18 protein-coding genes are annotated in these 20713 nt (G+C 52.1%); 7 read left to right on the top strand and 11 right to left on the bottom strand.

Annotation, left to right across the window (positions count from 1 at the left end):
* Positions 1 to 17 precede the first annotated feature (17 nt).
* Positions 18 to 1322 (top strand): isocitrate lyase, encoded by a 1305-nt coding sequence (gene aceA, locus HBM92_RS22820; RefSeq protein WP_000857856.1) that lies wholly within the window; start codon positions 18 to 20, stop codon positions 1320 to 1322.
* Positions 1323 to 1537: 215 nt separating this feature from the next.
* Positions 1538 to 3262 (top strand): bifunctional isocitrate dehydrogenase kinase/phosphatase, encoded by a 1725-nt coding sequence (gene aceK, locus HBM92_RS22815; protein WP_001137237.1) that lies wholly within the window; start codon positions 1538 to 1540, stop codon positions 3260 to 3262.
* A 16-nt stretch (positions 3263 to 3278) separates the two neighbouring features.
* On the opposite strand, the gene iclR is transcribed toward aceK, so the two are convergent.
* Positions 3279 to 4103 (bottom strand): glyoxylate bypass operon transcriptional repressor IclR, encoded by an 825-nt coding sequence (gene iclR / locus HBM92_RS22810; protein WP_000226409.1) that lies wholly within the window; start codon positions 4101 to 4103, stop codon positions 3279 to 3281.
* A 199-nt stretch (positions 4104 to 4302) separates the two neighbouring features.
* Between iclR and metH the strand changes: the two genes are divergently transcribed.
* The 4 genes from metH to HBM92_RS22790 all read left to right on the top strand — a co-directional run bounded on the left by metH (position 4303) and on the right by HBM92_RS22790 (position 10660).
* Positions 4303 to 7986 carry a methionine synthase gene (gene metH, locus HBM92_RS22805; RefSeq protein ID WP_000096035.1) on the top strand — a complete coding sequence of 1228 codons (3684 nt, stop codon included), beginning with the start codon at positions 4303 to 4305 and terminating at the stop codon, positions 7984 to 7986.
* A 59-nt stretch (positions 7987 to 8045) separates the two neighbouring features.
* The gene (locus HBM92_RS22800; protein ID WP_000590025.1) at positions 8046 to 8366 is read left to right on the top strand and encodes a hypothetical protein; all 321 of its coding nucleotides are present in this window, start codon (positions 8046 to 8048) and stop codon (positions 8364 to 8366) included.
* Between the two features lie 42 nt (positions 8367 to 8408).
* Positions 8409 to 8858 (top strand): hypothetical protein, encoded by a 450-nt coding sequence (locus tag HBM92_RS22795; protein WP_001189567.1) that lies wholly within the window; start codon positions 8409 to 8411, stop codon positions 8856 to 8858.
* Between the two features lie 170 nt (positions 8859 to 9028).
* Positions 9029 to 10660: a Na/Pi cotransporter family protein gene (locus tag HBM92_RS22790; RefSeq protein WP_000956822.1), complete on the top strand. Its 1632-nt coding sequence runs from the start codon at positions 9029 to 9031 to the stop codon at positions 10658 to 10660.
* A gap of 89 nt (positions 10661 to 10749) precedes the next feature.
* On the opposite strand, the gene pepE is transcribed toward HBM92_RS22790, so the two are convergent.
* The 8 genes from pepE to HBM92_RS22750 form a co-directional block, all read right to left on the bottom strand.
* Positions 10750 to 11439: a dipeptidase PepE gene (pepE, locus tag HBM92_RS22785; RefSeq protein WP_000421769.1), complete on the bottom strand. Its 690-nt coding sequence runs from the start codon at positions 11437 to 11439 to the stop codon at positions 10750 to 10752.
* A 381-nt stretch (positions 11440 to 11820) separates the two neighbouring features.
* Entirely contained in the window at positions 11821 to 13050 is a 1230-nt protein-coding gene (gene sorE / locus HBM92_RS22780) for an L-sorbose 1-phosphate reductase (RefSeq protein ID WP_000858554.1), read from the bottom strand.
* Between the two features lie 51 nt (positions 13051 to 13101).
* Entirely contained in the window at positions 13102 to 13926 is an 825-nt protein-coding gene (locus HBM92_RS22775; RefSeq protein WP_000437896.1) for a PTS system mannose/fructose/sorbose family transporter subunit IID, read from the bottom strand.
* Positions 13927 to 13936: 10 nt separating this feature from the next.
* Positions 13937 to 14734 carry a PTS mannose/fructose/sorbose transporter subunit IIC gene (locus tag HBM92_RS22770; protein ID WP_000406332.1) on the bottom strand — a complete coding sequence of 266 codons (798 nt, stop codon included), beginning with the start codon at positions 14732 to 14734 and terminating at the stop codon, positions 13937 to 13939.
* A gap of 65 nt (positions 14735 to 14799) precedes the next feature.
* Complete coding sequence (locus HBM92_RS22765) at positions 14800 to 15294, bottom strand: PTS system mannose/fructose/N-acetylgalactosamine-transporter subunit IIB (protein WP_001027853.1); 495 nt, start codon at positions 15292 to 15294, stop codon at positions 14800 to 14802.
* The gene (locus tag HBM92_RS22760) at positions 15294 to 15701 is read right to left on the bottom strand and encodes a mannose/fructose/sorbose PTS transporter subunit IIA (protein ID WP_000245630.1); all 408 of its coding nucleotides are present in this window, start codon (positions 15699 to 15701) and stop codon (positions 15294 to 15296) included. The genes HBM92_RS22765 and HBM92_RS22760 overlap by 1 nt, the downstream gene beginning before the upstream one ends.
* Positions 15702 to 15710: 9 nt before the next feature.
* On the bottom strand, positions 15711 to 16517 hold the full coding sequence (locus HBM92_RS22755; RefSeq protein WP_001195409.1) for an SDR family oxidoreductase: 807 nt from the start codon (positions 16515 to 16517) through the stop codon (positions 15711 to 15713).
* A 69-nt stretch (positions 16518 to 16586) separates the two neighbouring features.
* On the bottom strand, positions 16587 to 17534 hold the full coding sequence (locus tag HBM92_RS22750) for a sugar-binding transcriptional regulator (RefSeq protein ID WP_000431666.1): 948 nt from the start codon (positions 17532 to 17534) through the stop codon (positions 16587 to 16589).
* 347 nt (positions 17535 to 17881) lie between these two features.
* Here HBM92_RS22750 and rluF point away from each other — a divergent pair, with 347 nt between their 5' ends.
* Positions 17882 to 18754, top strand: coding sequence for a 23S rRNA pseudouridine(2604) synthase RluF (rluF, locus tag HBM92_RS22745; RefSeq protein ID WP_000936385.1), 873 nt, complete (start codon positions 17882 to 17884; stop codon positions 18752 to 18754).
* On the opposite strand, the gene HBM92_RS22740 is transcribed toward rluF, so the two are convergent.
* Both HBM92_RS22740 and lysC read right to left on the bottom strand, forming a co-directional pair.
* On the bottom strand, positions 18755 to 19027 hold the full coding sequence (locus tag HBM92_RS22740; RefSeq protein ID WP_001207638.1) for a DUF3811 domain-containing protein: 273 nt from the start codon (positions 19025 to 19027) through the stop codon (positions 18755 to 18757).
* 252 nt (positions 19028 to 19279) lie between these two features.
* A complete protein-coding gene (gene lysC, locus HBM92_RS22735) occupies positions 19280 to 20629 on the bottom strand; it encodes a lysine-sensitive aspartokinase 3 (RefSeq protein WP_001290321.1) in 1350 nt (449 codons plus the stop codon).
* Positions 20630 to 20713: the final 84 nt, after the last annotated feature.

Raw genomic sequence — 20713 nt, 5'->3', positions numbered from 1 at the left:
CTATGGAGCATCTGCACATGAAAACCCGTACACAACAAATTGAAGAATTACAGAAAGAGTGGACTCAACCGCGTTGGGAAGGCATTACTCGCCCGTACAGCGCGGAAGATGTGGTGAAATTACGCGGTTCAGTCAATCCGGAATGCACCCTGGCGCAACTGGGTGCGGCGAAAATGTGGCGTCTGCTGCACGGCGAGTCGAAAAAAGGCTACATCAACAGCCTCGGTGCACTGACTGGCGGTCAGGCGCTGCAACAGGCGAAAGCGGGTATTGAAGCAGTCTATCTGTCGGGATGGCAGGTAGCGGCGGACGCTAACCTGGCGGCCAGCATGTATCCGGATCAGTCGCTCTATCCGGCAAACTCGGTGCCAGCGGTGGTGGAGCGGATCAACAATACTTTCCGCCGTGCGGATCAGATCCAATGGTCCGCGGGCATTGAGCCGGGCGATCCGCGCTATGTCGATTACTTCCTGCCGATCGTCGCCGATGCGGAGGCCGGTTTTGGCGGTGTACTGAATGCCTTTGAACTGATGAAAGCGATGATTGAAGCCGGTGCAGCGGCAGTTCACTTCGAAGATCAGCTGGCATCAGTGAAGAAATGTGGTCACATGGGCGGCAAAGTTTTGGTGCCAACTCAGGAAGCTATTCAGAAACTGGTCGCGGCGCGTCTGGCAGCTGATGTGACGGGCGTTCCAACCCTGCTGGTTGCTCGTACCGATGCCGATGCGGCGGATCTGATTACCTCCGATTGCGACCCATATGACAGCGAATTTATTACTGGCGAGCGTACCAGTGAAGGCTTCTTCCGTACTCATGCGGGTATTGAGCAAGCGATCAGCCGTGGCCTGGCGTATGCGCCATATGCTGACCTGGTATGGTGTGAAACCTCCACGCCGGACCTAGAACTGGCGCGTCGCTTTGCACAAGCCATCCACGCGAAATATCCGGGCAAACTGCTGGCTTATAACTGCTCGCCGTCGTTCAACTGGCAGAAAAACCTCGACGACAAAACTATTGCCAGCTTCCAGCAGCAGCTGTCGGATATGGGCTACAAGTTCCAGTTCATCACCCTGGCAGGTATCCACAGCATGTGGTTCAACATGTTTGACCTGGCAAACGCCTATGCCCAGGGCGAGGGTATGAAGCACTATGTTGAGAAAGTGCAGCAGCCGGAATTTGCCGCCGCGAAAGATGGCTATACCTTCGTATCTCACCAACAGGAAGTGGGTACAGGTTACTTCGATAAAGTGACGACCATTATTCAAGGTGGCACGTCTTCAGTTACCGCGCTGACCGGCTCCACCGAAGAATCGCAGTTCTAAGCAACCGATAAACGTTGCTGACTGTAGGCCGGATAAGGCGTTCACGCCGCATCCGGCAATCAGCGCCTGATGCGACGCTTGCGCGTCTTATCATGCCTACAGCCGTTGCCGAACGTAGGCCGGATAAGGCGTTCACGCCGCATCCGGCAATCAGCGCCTGATGTGACGCTTACGCGTCTTATCCGGCAATTCTCTGCTCCCGACGAGGGCAACAAATGCCGCGTGGCCTGGAATTACTGATTGCACAAACCATTTTGCAAGGTTTCGACGCTCAGTATGGTCGATTCCTCGAAGTGACTTCCGGGGCGCAGCAGCGTTTCGAGCAAGCCGACTGGCATGCTGTCCAGCAGGCGATGAAAAACCGTATTCATCTTTACGATCATCACGTGGGTCTGGTCGTGGAGCAACTGCGCTGCATTACTAATGGCCAAAGCACGGACGCGGCATTTTTACTGCGCGTTAAAGAGCATTACACCCGGCTGTTGCCAGATTACCCGCGCTTCGAGATTGCGGAGAGCTTTTTCAACTCCGTGTACTGTCGGTTATTTGACCACCGCTCGCTTACTCCCGAGCGGCTTTTTATCTTTAGCTCCCAGCCAGAGCGCCGCTTTCGTACCATTCCACGCCCACTGGCGAAAGACTTTCACCCCGATCACGGCTGGGAATCTCTGCTGATGCGCGTTATCAGCGATCTGCCGCTGCGTCTGCGTTGGCAGAATAAAAGCCGTGACATTCATTACATCGTTCGCCATCTGACGGAAACGCTGGGGACAGACAACCTCGCGGAAAGTCATTTACAGGTGGCGAACGAACTGTTTTACCGCAATAAGGCAGCCTGGCTGGTGGGCAAACTGATCACGCCTTCCGGCACGTTGCCATTTTTATTGCCGATCCACCAGACGGACGACGGCGAGTTATTTATTGATACCTGCCTGACGACGACCGCCGAAGCGAGCATTGTTTTTGGCTTTGCGCGTTCTTATTTTATGGTTTATGCACCGCTGCCCGCAGCGCTGGTCGAGTGGCTACGGGAAATTCTGCCAGGTAAAACCACCGCTGAATTGTATATGGCTATCGGCTGCCAGAAGCACGCCAAAACCGAAAGCTACCGCGAATATCTCGTTTATCTACAGGGCTGTAATGAGCAGTTCATTGAAGCGCCGGGTATTCGTGGAATGGTGATGTTGGTGTTTACGTTGCCGGGTTTTGATCGAGTATTCAAAGTCATCAAAGACAGGTTCGCGCCGCAGAAAGAGATGTCTGCCGCTCACGTTCGTGCCTGCTACCAACTGGTGAAAGAGCATGATCGCGTGGGCCGAATGGCGGACACCCAGGAGTTTGAAAACTTTGTGCTGGAGAAGCGGCATATTTCCCCGGCATTAATGGAATTACTGCTCCAGGAAGCAGCGGAAAAAATCACCGATCTCGGCGAACAAATTGTGATTCGCCATCTCTATATCGAACGACGGATGGTGCCGCTTAATATCTGGCTTGAGCAAGTTGAGGGGCAGCAATTGCGTGATGCCATTGAAGAGTACGGCAACGCCATTCGCCAGCTTGCCGCTGCCAACATCTTCCCTGGGGATATGTTATTTAAAAACTTTGGCGTCACCCGTCACGGGCGCGTGGTGTTTTATGATTACGACGAAATTTGCTACATGACGGAAGTGAATTTCCGCGACATCCCGCTGCCGCGCTACCCGGAAGACGAACTTGCCAGCGAACCGTGGTACAGCGTCTCGCCGGGCGATGTTTTCCCGGAAGAGTTCCGTCACTGGTTATGTGCCGACCCGCGTATTGGTCCGCTATTTGAAGAGATGCACGCCGACTTGTTCCGCGCTGATTACTGGCGCGCACTACAAAACCGCATACGTGAAGGGCATGTGGAAGATGTTTATGCGTATCGGCGCAGGCAGCGGTTTAGCGTCCGATTCGTATAAATCAGAGGCGAAAAAGTCAGCGTATTCCACCGTACGCCAGCGTCACTTCCTTCGCCGCTTTAATCACCATCGCGCCAAACTCGGTCACGCGGTCATCGGTAATACGTGAAATCGGTCCGGAAATTGAAATTGCGGCAAACGGTTCGCGGTGCTCATCGAAAATACACGCTGCAAGGCAACGCAGCCCCAGCGCATGTTCCTCATCGTCAAATGAATAACCCCGTTTGCGCGTTTGGGCGAGATCTTCTTTTAAATGCACAGGAGACACCAGCGTCGCGTGGGTATAGGCATGTAACCCTTTGCGGTGCAGCAGCTTCGTCACCTGTTCTTCGCTCAGTTGGGCCAGAAAGGCTTTACCCGCACCGGAAGCGTGCATCGGCAATTTACCGCCGATAGGCGCGGACATACGCATCAGGTGAGTACACTGTACCTGGTCGATAATAATCGCTTCGTGATTGCTTTGATCAAGCACCGCCATATTGACCGTTTCGCCAGACTCTTCCATTAGATTGCGCAGGATAGGGTGAACAATCGCTAACAAATTACGGCTCTGGAGAAAGCTGCTACCGACCATAAAGGCGTGTGCGCCGATTGCCCAGTGACCCAGTTCGCCGACCTGACGGACAAAGCCCTGTTGCTGCATCGTGGTTAGCAGGCGGTGGGTCGTGGAATTGGGTAACCCGGCTTGCTGTGCCAGTTCCGTGAGTGCCACACTGCCATTGGATTCGGCAATCCACTCCAGTAATTTCAGGCCACGCGTTAAAGACTGAACCTGTCCAGTCGCTGGTGCGGTGGCAACGGCGGGTTTTCTGCCGCGTTTTGCGGGAATGGGTGCGACCATGACAGTCTCCTTTTTCTGTATCGTGGAAATCATTTTCATTTTTATTATCAGCGAATGCAATAGTTGCTGAACAGATCCGATGAGTTAATGTTGAACAAATCTCATGTTGCGTGGTGGTCGCTTTTACCACAGATGCGTTTATGCCAGTATGGTTTGTTGAATTTTTATTAAATCTGGGTTAAGCGTGTCGGGAGCAAGTGTGAGCAGCAAAGTGGAACAACTGCGTGCGCAGTTAAATGAACGTATTCTGGTGCTGGACGGCGGTATGGGCACCATGATCCAGAGCTATCGACTGAACGAAGCCGATTTTCGTGGTGAACGCTTTGCCGACTGGCCATGCGATCTCAAAGGCAACAACGACCTGCTGGTGCTCAGCAAACCGGAAGTGATCGCCGCTATCCACAACGCCTACTTTGAAGCGGGCGCGGATATCATCGAAACCAACACCTTCAACTCCACGACTATTGCGATGGCGGATTACCAAATGGAATCCCTGTCGGCGGAAATCAACTTTGCGGCGGCGAAACTGGCGCGCGCCTGTGCTGACGAGTGGACTGCCCGCACGCCGGAGAAACCGCGCTACGTTGCCGGTGTTCTCGGCCCGACCAACCGCACGGCGTCTATTTCTCCGGACGTCAACGATCCGGCATTCCGCAACATCACTTTTGACCAGCTGGTGGCGGCTTATCGAGAATCCACCAAAGCGCTGGTGGAAGGTGGCGCGGACCTGATCCTGATTGAAACCGTTTTCGACACCCTTAACGCCAAAGCGGCGGTCTTTGCGGTGAAAACGGAGTTTGAAGCGCTGGGCGTTGAACTGCCGATTATGATCTCCGGCACCATCACCGACGCCTCCGGGCGCACGCTCTCCGGGCAGACCACTGAAGCGTTTTACAACTCCCTGCGCCACGCCGAAGCGCTGACCTTTGGCCTGAACTGTGCGCTGGGGCCAGACGAACTGCGCCAGTACGTACAGGAACTGTCGCGTATTGCGGAATGCTACGTCACCGCCCACCCGAACGCCGGGCTGCCCAACGCCTTTGGTGAATACGATCTCGACGCCGACACGATGGCAAAACAGATACGTGAATGGGCAGAAGCAGGCTTTCTCAATATCGTCGGCGGCTGCTGCGGCACCACGCCACAACATATTGCAGCGATGAGTCGTGCAGTAGAAGGATTAGCGCCGCGCAAACTACCGGAAATTCCCGTAGCCTGCCGCTTGTCCGGCCTGGAGCCGCTGAACATTGGCGAAGATAGCCTGTTTGTGAACGTGGGTGAACGCACCAACGTCACCGGTTCCGCTAAGTTCAAGCGCCTGATCAAAGAAGAGAAATACAGCGAGGCGCTGGATGTGGCGCGTCAGCAGGTGGAAAACGGTGCGCAGATTATCGATATCAACATGGATGAAGGGATGCTCGATGCCGAAGCGGCGATGGTGCGTTTTCTCAATCTGATTGCCGGTGAACCGGATATCGCTCGCGTGCCGATAATGATCGACTCCTCAAAATGGGACGTTATTGAAAAAGGTCTGAAGTGTATCCAGGGCAAAGGCATTGTTAACTCTATCTCGATGAAAGAGGGTGTCGACGCCTTTATCCATCACGCGAAACTGTTGCGTCGCTACGGTGCGGCAGTCGTGGTAATGGCTTTTGACGAACAGGGCCAGGCCGATACCCGCGCACGGAAAATCGAGATTTGCCGTCGGGCGTACAAAATCCTCACCGAAGAGGTTGGCTTCCCGGCTGAAGATATCATCTTCGACCCGAACATCTTCGCGGTCGCAACTGGCATTGAAGAGCACAACAATTACGCACAGGACTTTATCGGCGCGTGTGAAGACATCAAACGTGAACTGCCGCACGCACTGATTTCCGGCGGCGTTTCTAACGTGTCGTTCTCGTTTCGTGGCAACGATCCGGTGCGCGAAGCCATTCACGCGGTGTTCCTCTACTACGCTATTCGCAATGGCATGGATATGGGGATCGTCAACGCCGGGCAACTGGCGATTTACGACGACCTGCCTACCGAACTACGCGACGCGGTGGAGGATGTGATCCTCAACCGTCGCGACGATGGCACCGAGCGTTTACTGGAGCTTGCCGAGAAATATCGCGGCAGCAAAACCGACGACACCGCTAACACCCAGCAGGCGGAGTGGCGCTCGTGGGAAGTGAATAAACGTCTGGAATACTCGCTGGTCAAAGGCATTACCGAGTTTATCGAGCAGGATACCGAAGAAGCCCGCCAGCAGGCTACGCGTCCGATTGAAGTGATTGAAGGCCCGTTGATGGACGGCATGAACGTGGTCGGCGACCTGTTTGGCGAGGGCAAAATGTTCCTGCCGCAGGTGGTGAAATCGGCGCGCGTAATGAAGCAGGCGGTGGCGTATCTCGAGCCGTTCATTGAAGCCAGCAAAGAGCAGGGTAAAACCAACGGCAAGATGGTGATCGCCACAGTGAAGGGTGATGTCCACGACATCGGTAAAAATATCGTTGGCGTGGTGCTGCAATGTAACAACTACGAAATTGTCGATCTCGGCGTGATGGTGCCTGCGGAAAAAATTCTCCGTACCGCTAAAGAAGTGAATGCTGATTTGATTGGCCTTTCGGGGCTGATCACGCCGTCGCTGGACGAGATGGTTAACGTGGCGAAAGAGATGGAGCGTCAGGGCTTCACCATTCCGCTATTGATTGGCGGCGCGACCACCTCAAAAGCGCACACGGCGGTGAAAATCGAGCAGAACTACAGCGGCCCGACGGTGTATGTGCAGAACGCATCGCGCACCGTTGGTGTGGTGGCGGCGCTGCTTTCCGACACTCAGCGCGATGATTTCGTTGCTCGTACCCGCAAGGAGTACGAAACCGTGCGTATTCAGCACGGACGAAAGAAACCACGCACACCACCGGTCACGCTGGAAGCGGCGCGTGATAACGACTTCGCTTTTGACTGGCAGGCTTACACGCCGCCGGTGGCGCACCGTCTCGGTGTGCAGGAAGTCGAAGCCAGCATCGAAACGCTGCGTAATTACATCGACTGGACGCCGTTCTTTATGACCTGGTCGCTGGCCGGGAAGTATCCGCGCATTCTGGAAGATGAAGTGGTAGGTGTTGAGGCGCAGCGGCTGTTTAAAGACGCCAACGACATGCTGGATAAATTAAGCGCCGAAAAAATGCTGAACCCGCGTGGTGTGGTGGGCCTGTTCCCGGCAAACCGTGTGGGCGATGACATTGAAATCTACCGTGACGAAACGCGTACCCATGTGATTAATGTCAGCCACCATCTACGCCAACAGACCGAAAAAACCGGCTTCGCTAACTACTGTCTCGCTGACTTCGTTGCGCCGAAGGTTTCCGGCAAAGCGGATTACATCGGCGCATTTGCCGTGACTGGCGGGCTGGAAGAGGACGCACTGGCTGATGCCTTTGAAGCACAGCATGATGATTACAACAAAATCATGGTGAAAGCGCTTGCCGACCGTCTGGCGGAAGCCTTTGCGGAGTATCTCCATGAGCGTGTGCGTAAAGTCTACTGGGGCTATGCGCCGAACGAGAACCTCAGCAACGAAGAGCTGATCCGCGAAAACTACCAGGGCATCCGTCCGGCACCGGGCTACCCTGCCTGCCCGGAACATACGGAAAAAGCCACAATCTGGGAGCTGCTGGAAGTGGAAAAACATACCGGTATGAAACTCACGGAATCCTTCGCCATGTGGCCGGGTGCATCGGTTTCGGGTTGGTACTTCAGTCATCCAGACAGCAAGTATTACGCGGTGGCGCAAATTCAGCGCGATCAGGTTGAAGACTATGCCCGCCGTAAAGGAATGAGCGTTACCGAAGTCGAGCGTTGGTTGGCACCGAATCTGGGGTATGATGCCGAGTAAGTGATAACACCGGGGTATTTGCCCCGGTTTTTAATGTCATAAATAATGGATTATTGAACATGATAAAAATTGATGAAATAGATTTTTTCGCTTTCGAAGGATGTTCAGAGTCCGAAGTTACTGAACTATTAGGAAAAAAACCAACAGGTTATAATGATTGGATGATTAATATAAAAACAGGTGTGGAGTGGGTATTTTATGATGGTCGTTATTGGTTAGATTTTCGTAAATCCAAAGAGGGTATAAGGTGTATCTCATGCAGTATTCTGTATCACGATAAAAGTAAAGGGCGTATCGATGTCTTATTTAGTGAAGGTATAGCTGACAGAGGTTTAAAAAATACGGGTGGAGTGTTAATCCAAAAACGCCCGCAATTATAATAATTCCTGGTAATATTTGTTTTCGTAAAAAGGATTTACTTTATGCAACGTCAATATAAAAAATACATTCTTCTTTTTTGGGGTGTCATGGATGTTATCGCGATAGCCACATATCTGTTCTACTCGCTTGGTAATGGTCGTATCCCTTTTTATTCCGATATCGTTCATTCACTTTCTTTACTTAAGGATATCGGTGTTGAAGGCGGTTTTTACGCTTATGCAGTCGCCACTGTTACGCTACAAATAGTATTATTGCTCTCTTTATTCTTTTCTGCGCAATGTTTTTTAAGACAAAAATTATTTAGTTTCTCTTTTTTGGCGATTCAGGAAGTTATGCGTTTTGCTACCGTAAGCTGCTCAATCTCCGTAATACCGTTGTTACTTAATTATTTTCATTCACAGAATCTGGTCTTAAATATTTCGTTGTTTATCTTCTCAGAGGTCACAAAAGTGACAACGATTATCTGGTGTAAACGACAGGGGAAAGTGTGACAGAAATAGCAACAGATACAGGTGGATTTTTATATAAATGCCTTTTTAAATGCTTTCTTGTATAAATCTCTTATACTGAAAGTACATACAAGAGAAATGCCTGGATAAAAACAACGTGATTAGAAAAATCTTAACAGGAAAATGCATAACAAAAAGGAGAACCTGATTCCGTGCTAACTTTGCTTCACCTGCTTTCTGCCGTCGCCCTGCTGGTCTGGGGGACTCATATTGTTCGAACAGGCGTAATGCGCGTCTTCGGCGCGCGTCTGCGTACTGTCCTTAGCCGGAGCGTCGAAAAAAAGCCGCTCGCCTTTTGCGCGGGGATCGGCGTTACCGCACTGGTGCAGAGCAGTAATGCCACCACCATGCTGGTGACCTCGTTCGTCGCTCAGGATCTGGTTGCTCTCGCGCCTGCGCTGGTGATTGTGCTGGGTGCAGATGTCGGGACGGCGCTGATGGCGCGTATTCTCACCTTCGATTTATCCTGGCTGTCACCGTTACTTATTTTTATCGGCGTGATTTTTTTCCTCGGACGCAAACAGTCACGCGCCGGGCAACTGGGCCGCGTCGGTATTGGTCTTGGGCTGATTTTACTGGCGCTGGAGTTGATTGTGCAGGCCGTAACGCCGATCACTCAGGCAAACGGCGTTCAGGTGATCTTTGCCTCGCTGACTGGCGACATTTTGCTGGATGCGCTGATTGGTGCGATGTTCGCCATTATCAGCTACTCCAGCCTTGCCGCGGTACTGCTGACCGCGACTCTGACCGCCGCAGGCATTATCTCTTTCCCAGTGGCGCTTTGTCTGGTGATTGGTGCAAACCTCGGTTCCGGCCTGCTGGCGATGCTCAACAACAGTGCCGCCAATGCCGCAGCCCGCCGTGTCGCGCTGGGTAGCCTGCTGTTTAAGCTGGTGGGTAGCCTGATTATCCTGCCGTTTGTTCATTTGCTGGCAGAGACAATGGGGAAGTTGCCATTGCCAAAAGCGGAATTGGTGATCTATTTCCACGTCTTCTACAACCTTGTACGCTGCCTGGTCATGTTGCCATTCGTTGACCCGATGGCACGGTTTTGCAAAACGATTATTCGCGATGAACCGGAACTGGATACCCAGCTACGGCCTAAACATCTGGATGTCAGCGCGCTGGATACGCCCACGCTTGCTCTGGCGAACGCTGCCCGCGAAACCCTGCGCATTGGCGACGCCATGGAACAGATGATGGAAGGGTTGAATAAAGTGATGCACGGCGAGCCACGGCAGGAGAAAGAGCTGCGTAAGCTGGCTGATGACATCAACGTTCTCTATACCGCCATTAAGCTGTATCTGGCGCGGATGCCAAAAGAGGAACTGGCAGAAGAAGAGTCGCGCCGCTGGGCGGAGATCATCGAAATGTCGCTCAACCTTGAACAAGCCTCCGATATCGTCGAGCGCATGGGGAGTGAAATTGCCGACAAATCGCTGGCAGCAAGGCGAGCATTTTCGCTTGATGGCTTGAAGGAACTGGATGCGCTCTATGAGCAATTGCTCAGTAATTTAAAACTGGCAATGTCGGTTTTCTTCTCTGGCGATGTTACCAGCGCCCGTCGTTTGCGCCGCAGCAAACATCGTTTTCGCATTCTTAATCGCCGCTATTCCCACGCCCACGTCGATCGCCTGCACCAGCAAAACGTGCAGAGTATTGAAACCAGTTCGCTACATTTAGGCTTACTGGGAGATATGCAGCGTCTGAACTCGCTGTTTTGTTCGGTGGCTTACAGTGTGCTGGAACAGCCGGATGAAGATGAAGGACGGGACGAGTATTAATACCGTGACCCTGAAGGCCTGATAAGACGCGTAAAGCGTCGCATCAGGCACTATGAACAAGATGCCGGATCATGTATCCGGCAATTCACTTAAAAACGGTGACCCGCTTCCAGCGGCACCGCTTCTTCACCAGCCTTAAACACATAAGTGGTGTTCGGGCCACCCAGCGTAGCGTGACCTTTACTTACTGTGATCCAGTTACCTTCCGGCAGACCAATAATCGTCAGTTCTGGCGCGACGACCAGCAGTTCGCGAATACGCTGCTCACGGGTTTCACCTTTATGGCCTTCCGGCAGCGCGTTGGTGAAGTGCGGGTTGATTTGCAGCGGGAACAGATTTAGCGCATCGAAACCTTGCGGATCGACAATCGGCATATCGTTGGTGGTACGAATGGTTGGGCAAGCAAGGTTAGCGCCTGCGCTCCAGCCAATATACAGCGCGCCACGTTTCACCACGTCAGTAATTGGTGCCAGCAGCCCACGCTCGCGGCACTGTTTCAGCAACTGGAAAGTATTACCGCCGCCGACAATCACAATTTCCGCATTTTCAATCGCGGCAACGGGATCGACAACGCTATGAATACCGGTGACAGAAACACCCAGCGAAGCGAGAACCGCAGCAGTTTTCGCTGTGTAATCATCCCAGGTCTGCGTTACGCCAGCGAAAGGAATAAATACCGCAGAACGGCGACCCTGCAACTGTTCAGCAATCAGCGGCAGCGCGTGTTCCAGCCAGGCTTTACCCGGCAGCGTCGAGTTACTCAATAAAAGCAGTTCCATTACTTCTCCGGTTAGTAAGAAAACACGGAAGGAATGCTACCACTGCGAATTTAACCACTTACTGACATGGCTCACGATGTCACATATTGCACAGGCGCTGAGACTGATGACAAACACAGGATTGCCTGATGCGCTACGCTTACCTGGCCTACCAGATAACTGCAATATATTGAATTTTCAAGATTATGTAGGCCGAATAAGGCTTCATTCCGTATCCGGCATAAACAATGTGTACTTTGCCACCAATTTGAGCGCCCCTTAAGGCGCTGATGTTTTTTTATTCTTCTCGTGCACATTGTGCCGCTTCAGCAATCAGCCGCACATCAGGTCGCGAAGTTGCCGCGGCGACCAGCCAGCGACATGCAGAGTTAAGTAGCGCGATTAATCATGGGAAATTGCCTCTGCATGGGCGAGCAGGTATTGCTCCGCCTCACCGGACCAGATCCCCTGATGACGCGCCAGAATCGCCGCCAGTGCTTGATCCTGAATCTGCGTGAGTGACGTCAGCGGCAGGAATTTCCCGGTATACACCAGCTTTTTGCCGCCGCCGACGGCAGGCAATTCAAGCGTGGTTTCGCCCGCGGCATTCAGCCCAAGAATATGTGTTACCACTTTTGCGGCCTGCACTTTTTTCTCTTCAATCAATTTGACCGCTGCGCGCATGTCGTCGATATTGCCGCCTGACGTGCCCACGTAGTGGGTAAATGCATAATGCACATCGTAGAAATTAATTGGCGCGCTGAAGTGCTTATCCTGCGGTCCGGCGAAGAAATTCAGACAACCATCTGTTGCCAGCAAGGAAGAGGCGAGAGTCACCAGTCCTTCATTAGGCACAAAGACGAAAATATCATCGAAGCCGTGACCGCCACTCAGTGCCATTAACGTATCAAATGCTGCATCGGCGGCATTGAGATAATGAATCAGTGTTTGCGGTTCTGATGGATAGTGCTTGCGTGCATAACTCAATTTGTCGTTGTCGGTATCGGTAATGACGAGCAGCGACGGGTTAACCGGTCCATGCAACGCATAATCAATCGCCAGCAGCCCCATCGGGCCGGTGCCGCCGAGGATCAGCGTGCGCCCTTGCGGGCGAATCCCCATCGTGTGGTTATAACTACCTTCCTGAAGATGATAGTTGGCGTTGAACGCGCCAATCACGCAGGAAAGCGGTTCAACCAGCGAGCCTTCAAAATAGGTTTCGCCGTCGTATGCCAGCAGGCAATCTTGTTCCATGACCTCGTTGGGAATAACCACATGCGTCGCTTCGCCGCCTACCCACGGGAAGGAGTAGCCGGGGCAATCCGGGCGGTCGGGGAGTTGCAGGTTGGCCTGAATCACATAACGCTGACCCGGCTGGAATTTGTGCTGCCACTTTTTACCCACGGCCAGAATATCGCCGCAAAATTCGTGGCCGATGATGATGGGATTGGTCGCCACATCGTCGGGTACTTTTTTATGGTTTTCACCCAGATTGGCCTCTTTCCAGGAAGAGAGGCACAGGCTGTCAGTGACCACCGTTGCGAGGATTTCATCCTCCTGCATTTCAGGAAGGTCAAAGGTTTCCAGACGCAGGTCACGTTTGCCATAAAGACGCAGAGCTGTTGTTTTCATAAACCACCTCATGTTGAACGATGGCCCCGACGGTTGCGCCGGGGCGAAGAATCAGGACAGGAAGCCCAGCGCATTACCGATAATCCCTAAACCAAACAGGGCGAAAATCAGCCATACCGGGTTAATTTTTTTGTTGAGCAGACGAACCATCAGCAGCGTCAGACCGAGCGCCAGCAAACCAGGGCAAAGTTGGTCGAGGATGTTCTGCACGGTTATGGTGACGGTGGCACCATCGGCGGCAGGCGTTTGTGAAACCACCAACGGTACGTTGATTGACGTCCATTTGGTCACCAGCACGCCCATCACAAACAGCCCGAGAATCGACGCGCCTTCGGTGAGTTTTTGCAGCAAATTACCGCCCATATCGCTGACGATATTCACCCCTTTGCGAAAGCCGAGCTGTAGGCCATACCACTTCATCGCCAGACGCACCGCGTTGAAAATAAAGAAGAACAGCAGGGGGCCGAGAATGTTGCCCGAAAGTGCCAGAGATGCGCCGAGCGCGGCGGTAATCGGGCGCAGCGTTCCCCAGACCAGTGGATCGCCAACTCCTGCCAATGGTCCCATCAGACCGACTTTGATGCCGTTAATGGTACCGTCATCAATTTCCGCGCCGTTGGCTCGCGCCTCTTCCATGGCGGCAGTGACGCCGATGACCGGGCCACATACGGCTGGCGTGGTATTGAAGAACACCAGGTGTCGCCTGAGCGCCGCAACCTGATCCTCTTTTAATGGGTAAAGTCGTTTGATGGCGGGGATCATGTCGTAGCAAAAACCCAGCCCGTGAATACGTTCAAAGTTAAAGGATGCCTGTTGCAGGTTGGAGCGCAGAAACATGCTCACCAGATCGCTGCGTGTAATTTTTCTCTGTTCCATGATGGCTCCGTTAATCATCAAGTTGGTCAAGGGCGGTGATAGTGGTGGTCTGGGGATGTGGTTCAGCTTTACGCCACTGTGGATTTAACTGGATGTAGAGCAGGGCCATGATCACGCCGACGCCACCGAACGCCAGCAGACTGAGATCGAGGTAGCCACCTGCGAGGAAACCGAGGAAAAAGAAAGGCATCAAATATTTCACGCCCATCATGCGAAGCACCATGGCGTAACCGACCACCACGATAAAACCGCCAGCAATCTGCAGTCCACGGGTCACAAATTCGGGAATGGCGCTCAGCATATTGCTCACCATATCTGCGCTGACGAACAGCGAGACAATCAGTGCCGGAATAGCAACGCGCAGTGCCTGCACGCCAAGCGCGGAGACATGCAGAATATCGAGAGTGCGAAACCGTGCTTCTTCCGCTGCTTTATCCGCCGCGTGCTGGAACACTACGGTGATGGTACGGGCAAACACCGTCAGCACCTGGCCTGCCGCAGCCACAGGCAACGCGATGGCGATTCCGGTGGCGATGCTTTGCTGACCAACGATAACCAGAATGGCGGAGATTATGCTGGCGAGTGCAGAATCCGGAGATTGCGCCGCGCCGACGTTCATCCAGCCGAGAGCTATCAATTCCAGCGTACCACCGAGCATAATTCCGGTTTTTAAATCACCGAGAATTAAACCAATCACCGTACAGGCAATTAACGGACGATGAGTCTGAAATTCATCCAGCACGCTGCCCATTCCGGCAATACAGGAAAAAAGAAATATAGCAATGATTTGTAGGGTACTTATTTCCATGATTTGTCACCTTTTAAGTGTCGTCATCCCTGCCTGTTAAAGCATATGTACACAGGCGCTATTATTTAATTTGCGATTAACTGTTCGTTTATTTTGTCGATAATATTGATTGAGGGATCTGACGCTACGACGCGTAAATCCAGTATGACGCCAAGATTATTTAACTCATGAAATGCGTTAATATCATCGTCATCTAATGAAACTGCTTTGGTTAACTGTTTCTTACCAGGACGCCAGGCCATACCGCCAATATTCAGGGTACCTATTTTTACCCCCTGGCGAACCATTGCTAAGGCATCCTGTGGGCGAGTGAAAAGATAAAAAACGGTTTCGTCCTGATATTGCGGGTTGTGATAAACCGCGACGGCTTTTTCAATATTGACCACGTTAACCTTCATTCCCGGTGGCGCAGCCTGACGCAATAATGTCCGGCGAACTTCATCGTTATAAACTTCGTCATTGCAGATAATAATGCGTTGGGCGTTAGCCACTTTAGACCAGACGGTAGTGACCTGGCCGTGGATCAGGCGGTCATCAATGCGGGCGAGCGTAATGTTCATCAGAAATCCTCCTCCGCTGTTGCCACCTGTCTCCAGACGACGCAGGTTTGCTTTGCGATTTGCGTCAGGTGTTCACACAGTTCATCAATATTCATGCTGTCCTGGTTATCAACCAGTTCGAGCGCCAGCGGCAGAGAAAGGCCGCTGATTACCCGCAGACGAGGATTGCGCATCGCAAGCATCGCTGCCGCATTCCACGGGCTGCCGCACTGTAAATCCACGGCGATTAGCCACTCATCTTGATTGTGAATGCTTACTAACTTCTCCAGCTTTGCCACAATGTCTCCGGCGTTCTCGCCGGGCACAAATTCAACGGCCTCGACCCTGGCATCGCCGTACACCATCTGAACCGATTCCAGCATGGCGCAGGCTAATTTGCCGTGGGCGCAAAAAATGGCATTGACCATAAAGCCTCCTTAGCCGCGCGTTTTGCCGCCTGCAATGTTAGTGGTTACTCCGGTGATATAGCTGGCGCGTTCAGACAGCAGATAACAAACAAAATCAGCCACTTCTGCTAATCTTCCGGCGCGCCCAATAGGAATGGCGTTTTTGGTATAGCCTTCACGCAGCTGCTCGACGGTGATATTGCGCGTCCACGCCAGCGCTTCTTCATATTCCGGCGTGCGCAGTCCTGTTTTTTCCAGAATCCCCGGCGCGATACCGACCACACGGATACCGTGCTTGCCCAGCTCTTTCGACCAGGAGCGCGTGAAGCTATTGAGCGCGGCTTTGGTCGCGGCGTAACAGCTTTGGCCTTCTGAGCCTTCCAGCCCACTTTCTGAGGAAACATTCACAATCACGCCATCATGTTGTTTGACCATCTGTCGCGCCACCGCCTGCGACATCAGAAAAACGCCTTTCTGGTTGATATTGACCATTTTTTCGAATGCAGCTTCGTTGAGTTCATACTGCCCGGCAGGCGCTTTCTCATCGACAAGCAGACGCGGGAAATTGACCCCGGCGTTGTTAACCAGACCGTCGATGCGACCAAAACGCTGGATAATTTCTGCTACCGTATGATTTATCTCTTTGGCGCTGGAAATATCGGTCGGCCAGAACTGATAACCTTTATGGCTTTCATACTGACCATCGCCACCGTGAATATCGACCATCTGTACATTCGCGCCTTGTGCTAATAATTCATCCACAATCGCCAGACCAATGCCGGATGCGCCACCGGTGACAATAATGATTTTATCCTGCAAATTTAACCACGTTTGCATAACAGACTCCTGATTTTAGATAATAGGGACCCGCCGTAATTTTTATTACGGTAAACATCGGGAAGATTTTTATTTCAGTAATAGTTCAGCTGTGCTGCTATTCGTTACCAGACAATTAATATATTTTCCACGCAGTGCACCAACAATTCCGCTGTATTTTTCTTCGCTCATGGCAATGCCAATGGAATACCGTGCCTGCTTTAATTTATTCATTTCGATAGAGAGTGTTTTTTCGCTCATATTCGTTTCAACCATTGCGCCGTGAATATCAAAAAAGCGCGAGCAAATATCGCCAGCAACCTGGCGGGCATTCAGGTCGTCACTCTCTTCACCACCATAAAACGCATGCCAGTTAGCGCCGTCGCGAATGGCCGGTGAGCCAATTCCCACCAGGGCGACATCCAGATTATCCCAGTAGGCAGAGATGGTTTTAAAGTGCTGAGACTGCATGATCCCATTACGAATTAATGGGTTATCCAGCAGAGCCGGAAAATCCGCGAGATGCGATTCCCCTTTCAGCTTCGCTGCCGCGCTGTAGGTTAATGTGTTTACGTGATAGCGGCTTTCGAGTTTACCGGACGGGCCGCCAATAATCGGCACGCAAATTAACTGCCGCGATTGCCCCGCCTGCGGCAAGTTTTCAACCAGTGCGCTCACCGCGCGGCCCCAGGAAAAACCGACAATATCGCCAGGTTCCAGCAAGCGATCCAGCAGTTGCGCGCCGTGTAACCCCATCATCGCCAGTTGAGTATCTTCATCCTCATCATTTCCTGACACCACCACAACGTCTTTCAGGCTAAACTTTTGCTTCACTTGCTGCTCCAGCCAGAGATTTTCGTTGTAGTCATAGTTGATGGCGATGGTGACAATTCCCTGATCGCGGCCTCGTTTAAGCAAGCGGCTGATGGTAGTGCGATAAATACCCAGTTCGCGCGCAATTTGCGCCTGCGTCATATCCTGTTCGTAATAGAGTTGGGCAATCTTCACAATCAAACGGATATCGTCACTGTTTTCCATTGCCGCCTCCTGGTTCTGCACATTTGTGCAAATACGCTTTCTCACCGCTTGATCTGATATAACCCCATCATGATGGCCTTTCAAAGCGATTTTTCACTCTTTGCATGGGGGGAAATAGCGCTTTCTCTTGCACATTTGTTTCTCTGCGTAGTAGTCATCAGCACAGGTGTGCAGCGATTCGTAATTTGTTGATTATTCTTATTTTGCCAGGCAAATTTGCATCGTACTTCCGGAGACACTTTTGTGATAAAAGGCGTGGCAGATCACATTTAATTTCGACGTTGCCGCATAACCCTGTTTTTCCCCGCTAAGAGGTACGGTATATTCCGCGTTTTACAGGAGAATTTATGCTGCCCGACTCATCAGTCCGTTTAAATAAATACATCAGCGAAAGCGGAATTTGCTCACGCCGCGAAGCGGATCGCTATATCGAGCAAGGCAATGTGTTCCTTAATGGCAAGCGAGCCACCATTGGCGATCAGGTGAAACCCGGCGACGTTGTGAAAGTAAACGGTCAGTTGATTGAGCCTCGGGAATCCGAAGATTTGGTACTTATCGCCCTGAACAAGCCCGTCGGTATTGTCAGCACCACCGAAGATGGCGAGCGCGATAACATTGTCGATTTCGTTAACCACAGCAAACGCGTGTTCCCGATTGGCCGCCTGGATAAAGATTCCCAGGGGCTGATTTTCCTCACCAATCACGGCGATCTGGTGAATAAGATCCTCCGTGCGGGTAACGATCATGAGAAAGAGTATCTGGTGACGGTTGATAAACCGATTACCGATGAATTTATTCGTGGTATGGGGGCGGGAGTACCGATCCTCGGGACAGTAACTAAAAAGTGCAAAGTCAAAAAAGAAGCACCGTTTGTCTTCCGCATTACCCTGGTGCAGGGGCTGAACCGTCAGATTCGTCGCATGTGCGAGCACTTTGGTTACGAAGTGAAAAAGCTGGAACGTACGCGCATTATGAACGTCAGCTTAAGCGGCATTCCGCTGGGTGAGTGGCGCGATTTAACCGACGATGAGTTAATCGATCTCTTTAAGCTCATTGAAAATTCCTCTTCCGAGGCAAAACCTAAAGCGAAGGCCAAACCGAAAACGGTAGGCATCAAACGTCCAGTCGTTAAGATGGAAAAAACGGCGGAAAAAGGCGGTCGCCCGGCGTCCAACGGTAAGCGTTTTACCTCGCCGGGGCGCAAAAAGAAGGGGCGTTAATCAGCGCCTGCCGCGCGTCGACGTATTTGCTGACCAGCTAAATGACGCCTCAGGATCCGGTTTATAAGCCTGCTTTTTCTTCAATTGGCGGGCTTTTTTCGCTTCAGCCTCACGCTCGACCATTAATTTATCGATGTACTCTTTCTTAATGCTGTTAGTTTCGGAGTTGGTCAGTACGCGACCATGCGCAATCCGCGCCCGATCCAGCAGTGTTTTAAGTTCACGCTGCTCGCGTTCAGTCATCTCTTTTTGGGTAATACGGGGGAGTGCCATGATGGTGCCCTCAGTGAGCCAGAGAGTTCAGTGTACGGGAATTCGTTTGCGAGCAGAACTGATAATATTCATTTTGCCTTCTCTTAACTATTTATCTCTTTCGATAATTAGTTAGAGATGCGGATAAAAAATTAAAGGCAATTATTCTCCGATAAAGACGCTGGTTAACAGAGTACAGGCTCGTTTATTTATGGGCATAATGACAAGAAAAACAATACGGCCCGAAATAATGTCTTCCGGGCCATACTGTGTTTACTCAAATAAATTAAAATGCAGCTTCTGCACTACCTGCTCGGCATCTTCGCCGGGCACCAGGAAGCACAGGTTATGGCTGGATGCGCCGTAACAAATCATGCGAATGTTGAACGGTTCCAGTACGCCGAATACCTCTTTGCCAACGCCGCAGGCTTTTGACAGGTCATTGCCAATCAACGCGACCAGCGCCAGACCCTCTTCCACTTCCACCCGGCACAGTGCGGAAAGCTCCATCAGCAGGGATTGCGTCAGCAACGTATCGCCAGTGGAGGTTGAACCGGTGGTATCAAGGGTTAATGCCACACTCACTTCTGACGTGGTGATTAAGTCTACCGAAATATTATGCCGCGCGAGGATGCCGAAAACTTCCGCGAGGAAACCGCGAGAATGCAGCATATTCAGGCTGTGCAAAGTGAGCAGAGTCTGATTGCGACGAAGCGCCAGCGCGCGGAACAGCGGCGGATTTTCAGTTTTATTGCACACCAGCGTACCACCTGCGCGTGGGTCTTTGCTGGAGCCGACAAAGACTGGGATATCGCTGCGTACTGCGGGTAGCAACGTTGCCGGATGCAGTACTTTTGCACCAAAAGTTGCCATCTCTGCCGCTTCGGCAAACGCGATTTCATCAATGCGTTTTGCTGCGGAAACCACGCGCGGATCGGTGGTGTAGATGCCCGGGACGTCGGTCCAGATATCAACACGAGATGCGTGTAAAGCCTCCGCCAGCAAGGCTGCCGTATAATCGCTGCCTCCACGGCCAAGCGTCGTTGTACGACCTTTATTTTCGCTGCCGATAAATCCCTGGGTGATCACTAAGCCTTCATTGAGGCGTGGGAGCAGCTGCAGCGCGGCCAGTTCCGCCAGCGCGGCTACATCTGGCTCTGCACGACCAAATCGATCGTTGGTACGCATCACTTTACGTACATCAAACCACTGTGCCTGAACATCGCGTTCGCGCAGGATCTCGACAAACAGCAGGGTCGACATCAGCTCGCCGTGGCTGACCAGTTCATCTGTCAGCGCCGGAGACGTTGCCAGCGCCGCCGCTTCTGCCAGAACAGTAATGTTCTCCAGCAGACGTTCAATCTCTTCACGGATAACGTTCGGGTAACGCAGACGTTCCAGAATGGCAAACTGGATGTTGCGAATAGCGTCGAGTTTTTCGAATCGCTCGCCAGGTTCCAGTCCTTCAGCTAAAGCGACCAGCAGATTAGTGATACCAGCAGAAGCCGAGAGGACAACTAAACGCACGTTGGCATCAGAAAGCACAATATCAGCGCTGCGGTTCATGGCGTCAAAATCAGCTACGCTGGTACCGCCAAATTTGGAGACAACAATTTCAGACATAACTACCTCGTGTCAGGGGATCCATTTTCAGCCTTGGCACAAGGGAAGAGCGGAAGACGGGTGGGCGCAGAGCGATACTTCGCT

Source organism: Escherichia sp. E.sYA108 (genome assembly GCF_011754335.1).
Taxonomy (GTDB): domain Bacteria; phylum Pseudomonadota; class Gammaproteobacteria; order Enterobacterales; family Enterobacteriaceae; genus Escherichia; species Escherichia coli.
Note: the sequence above shows the minus strand (reverse complement) of the source record. Positions and strands in the feature narration are given on the sequence as shown.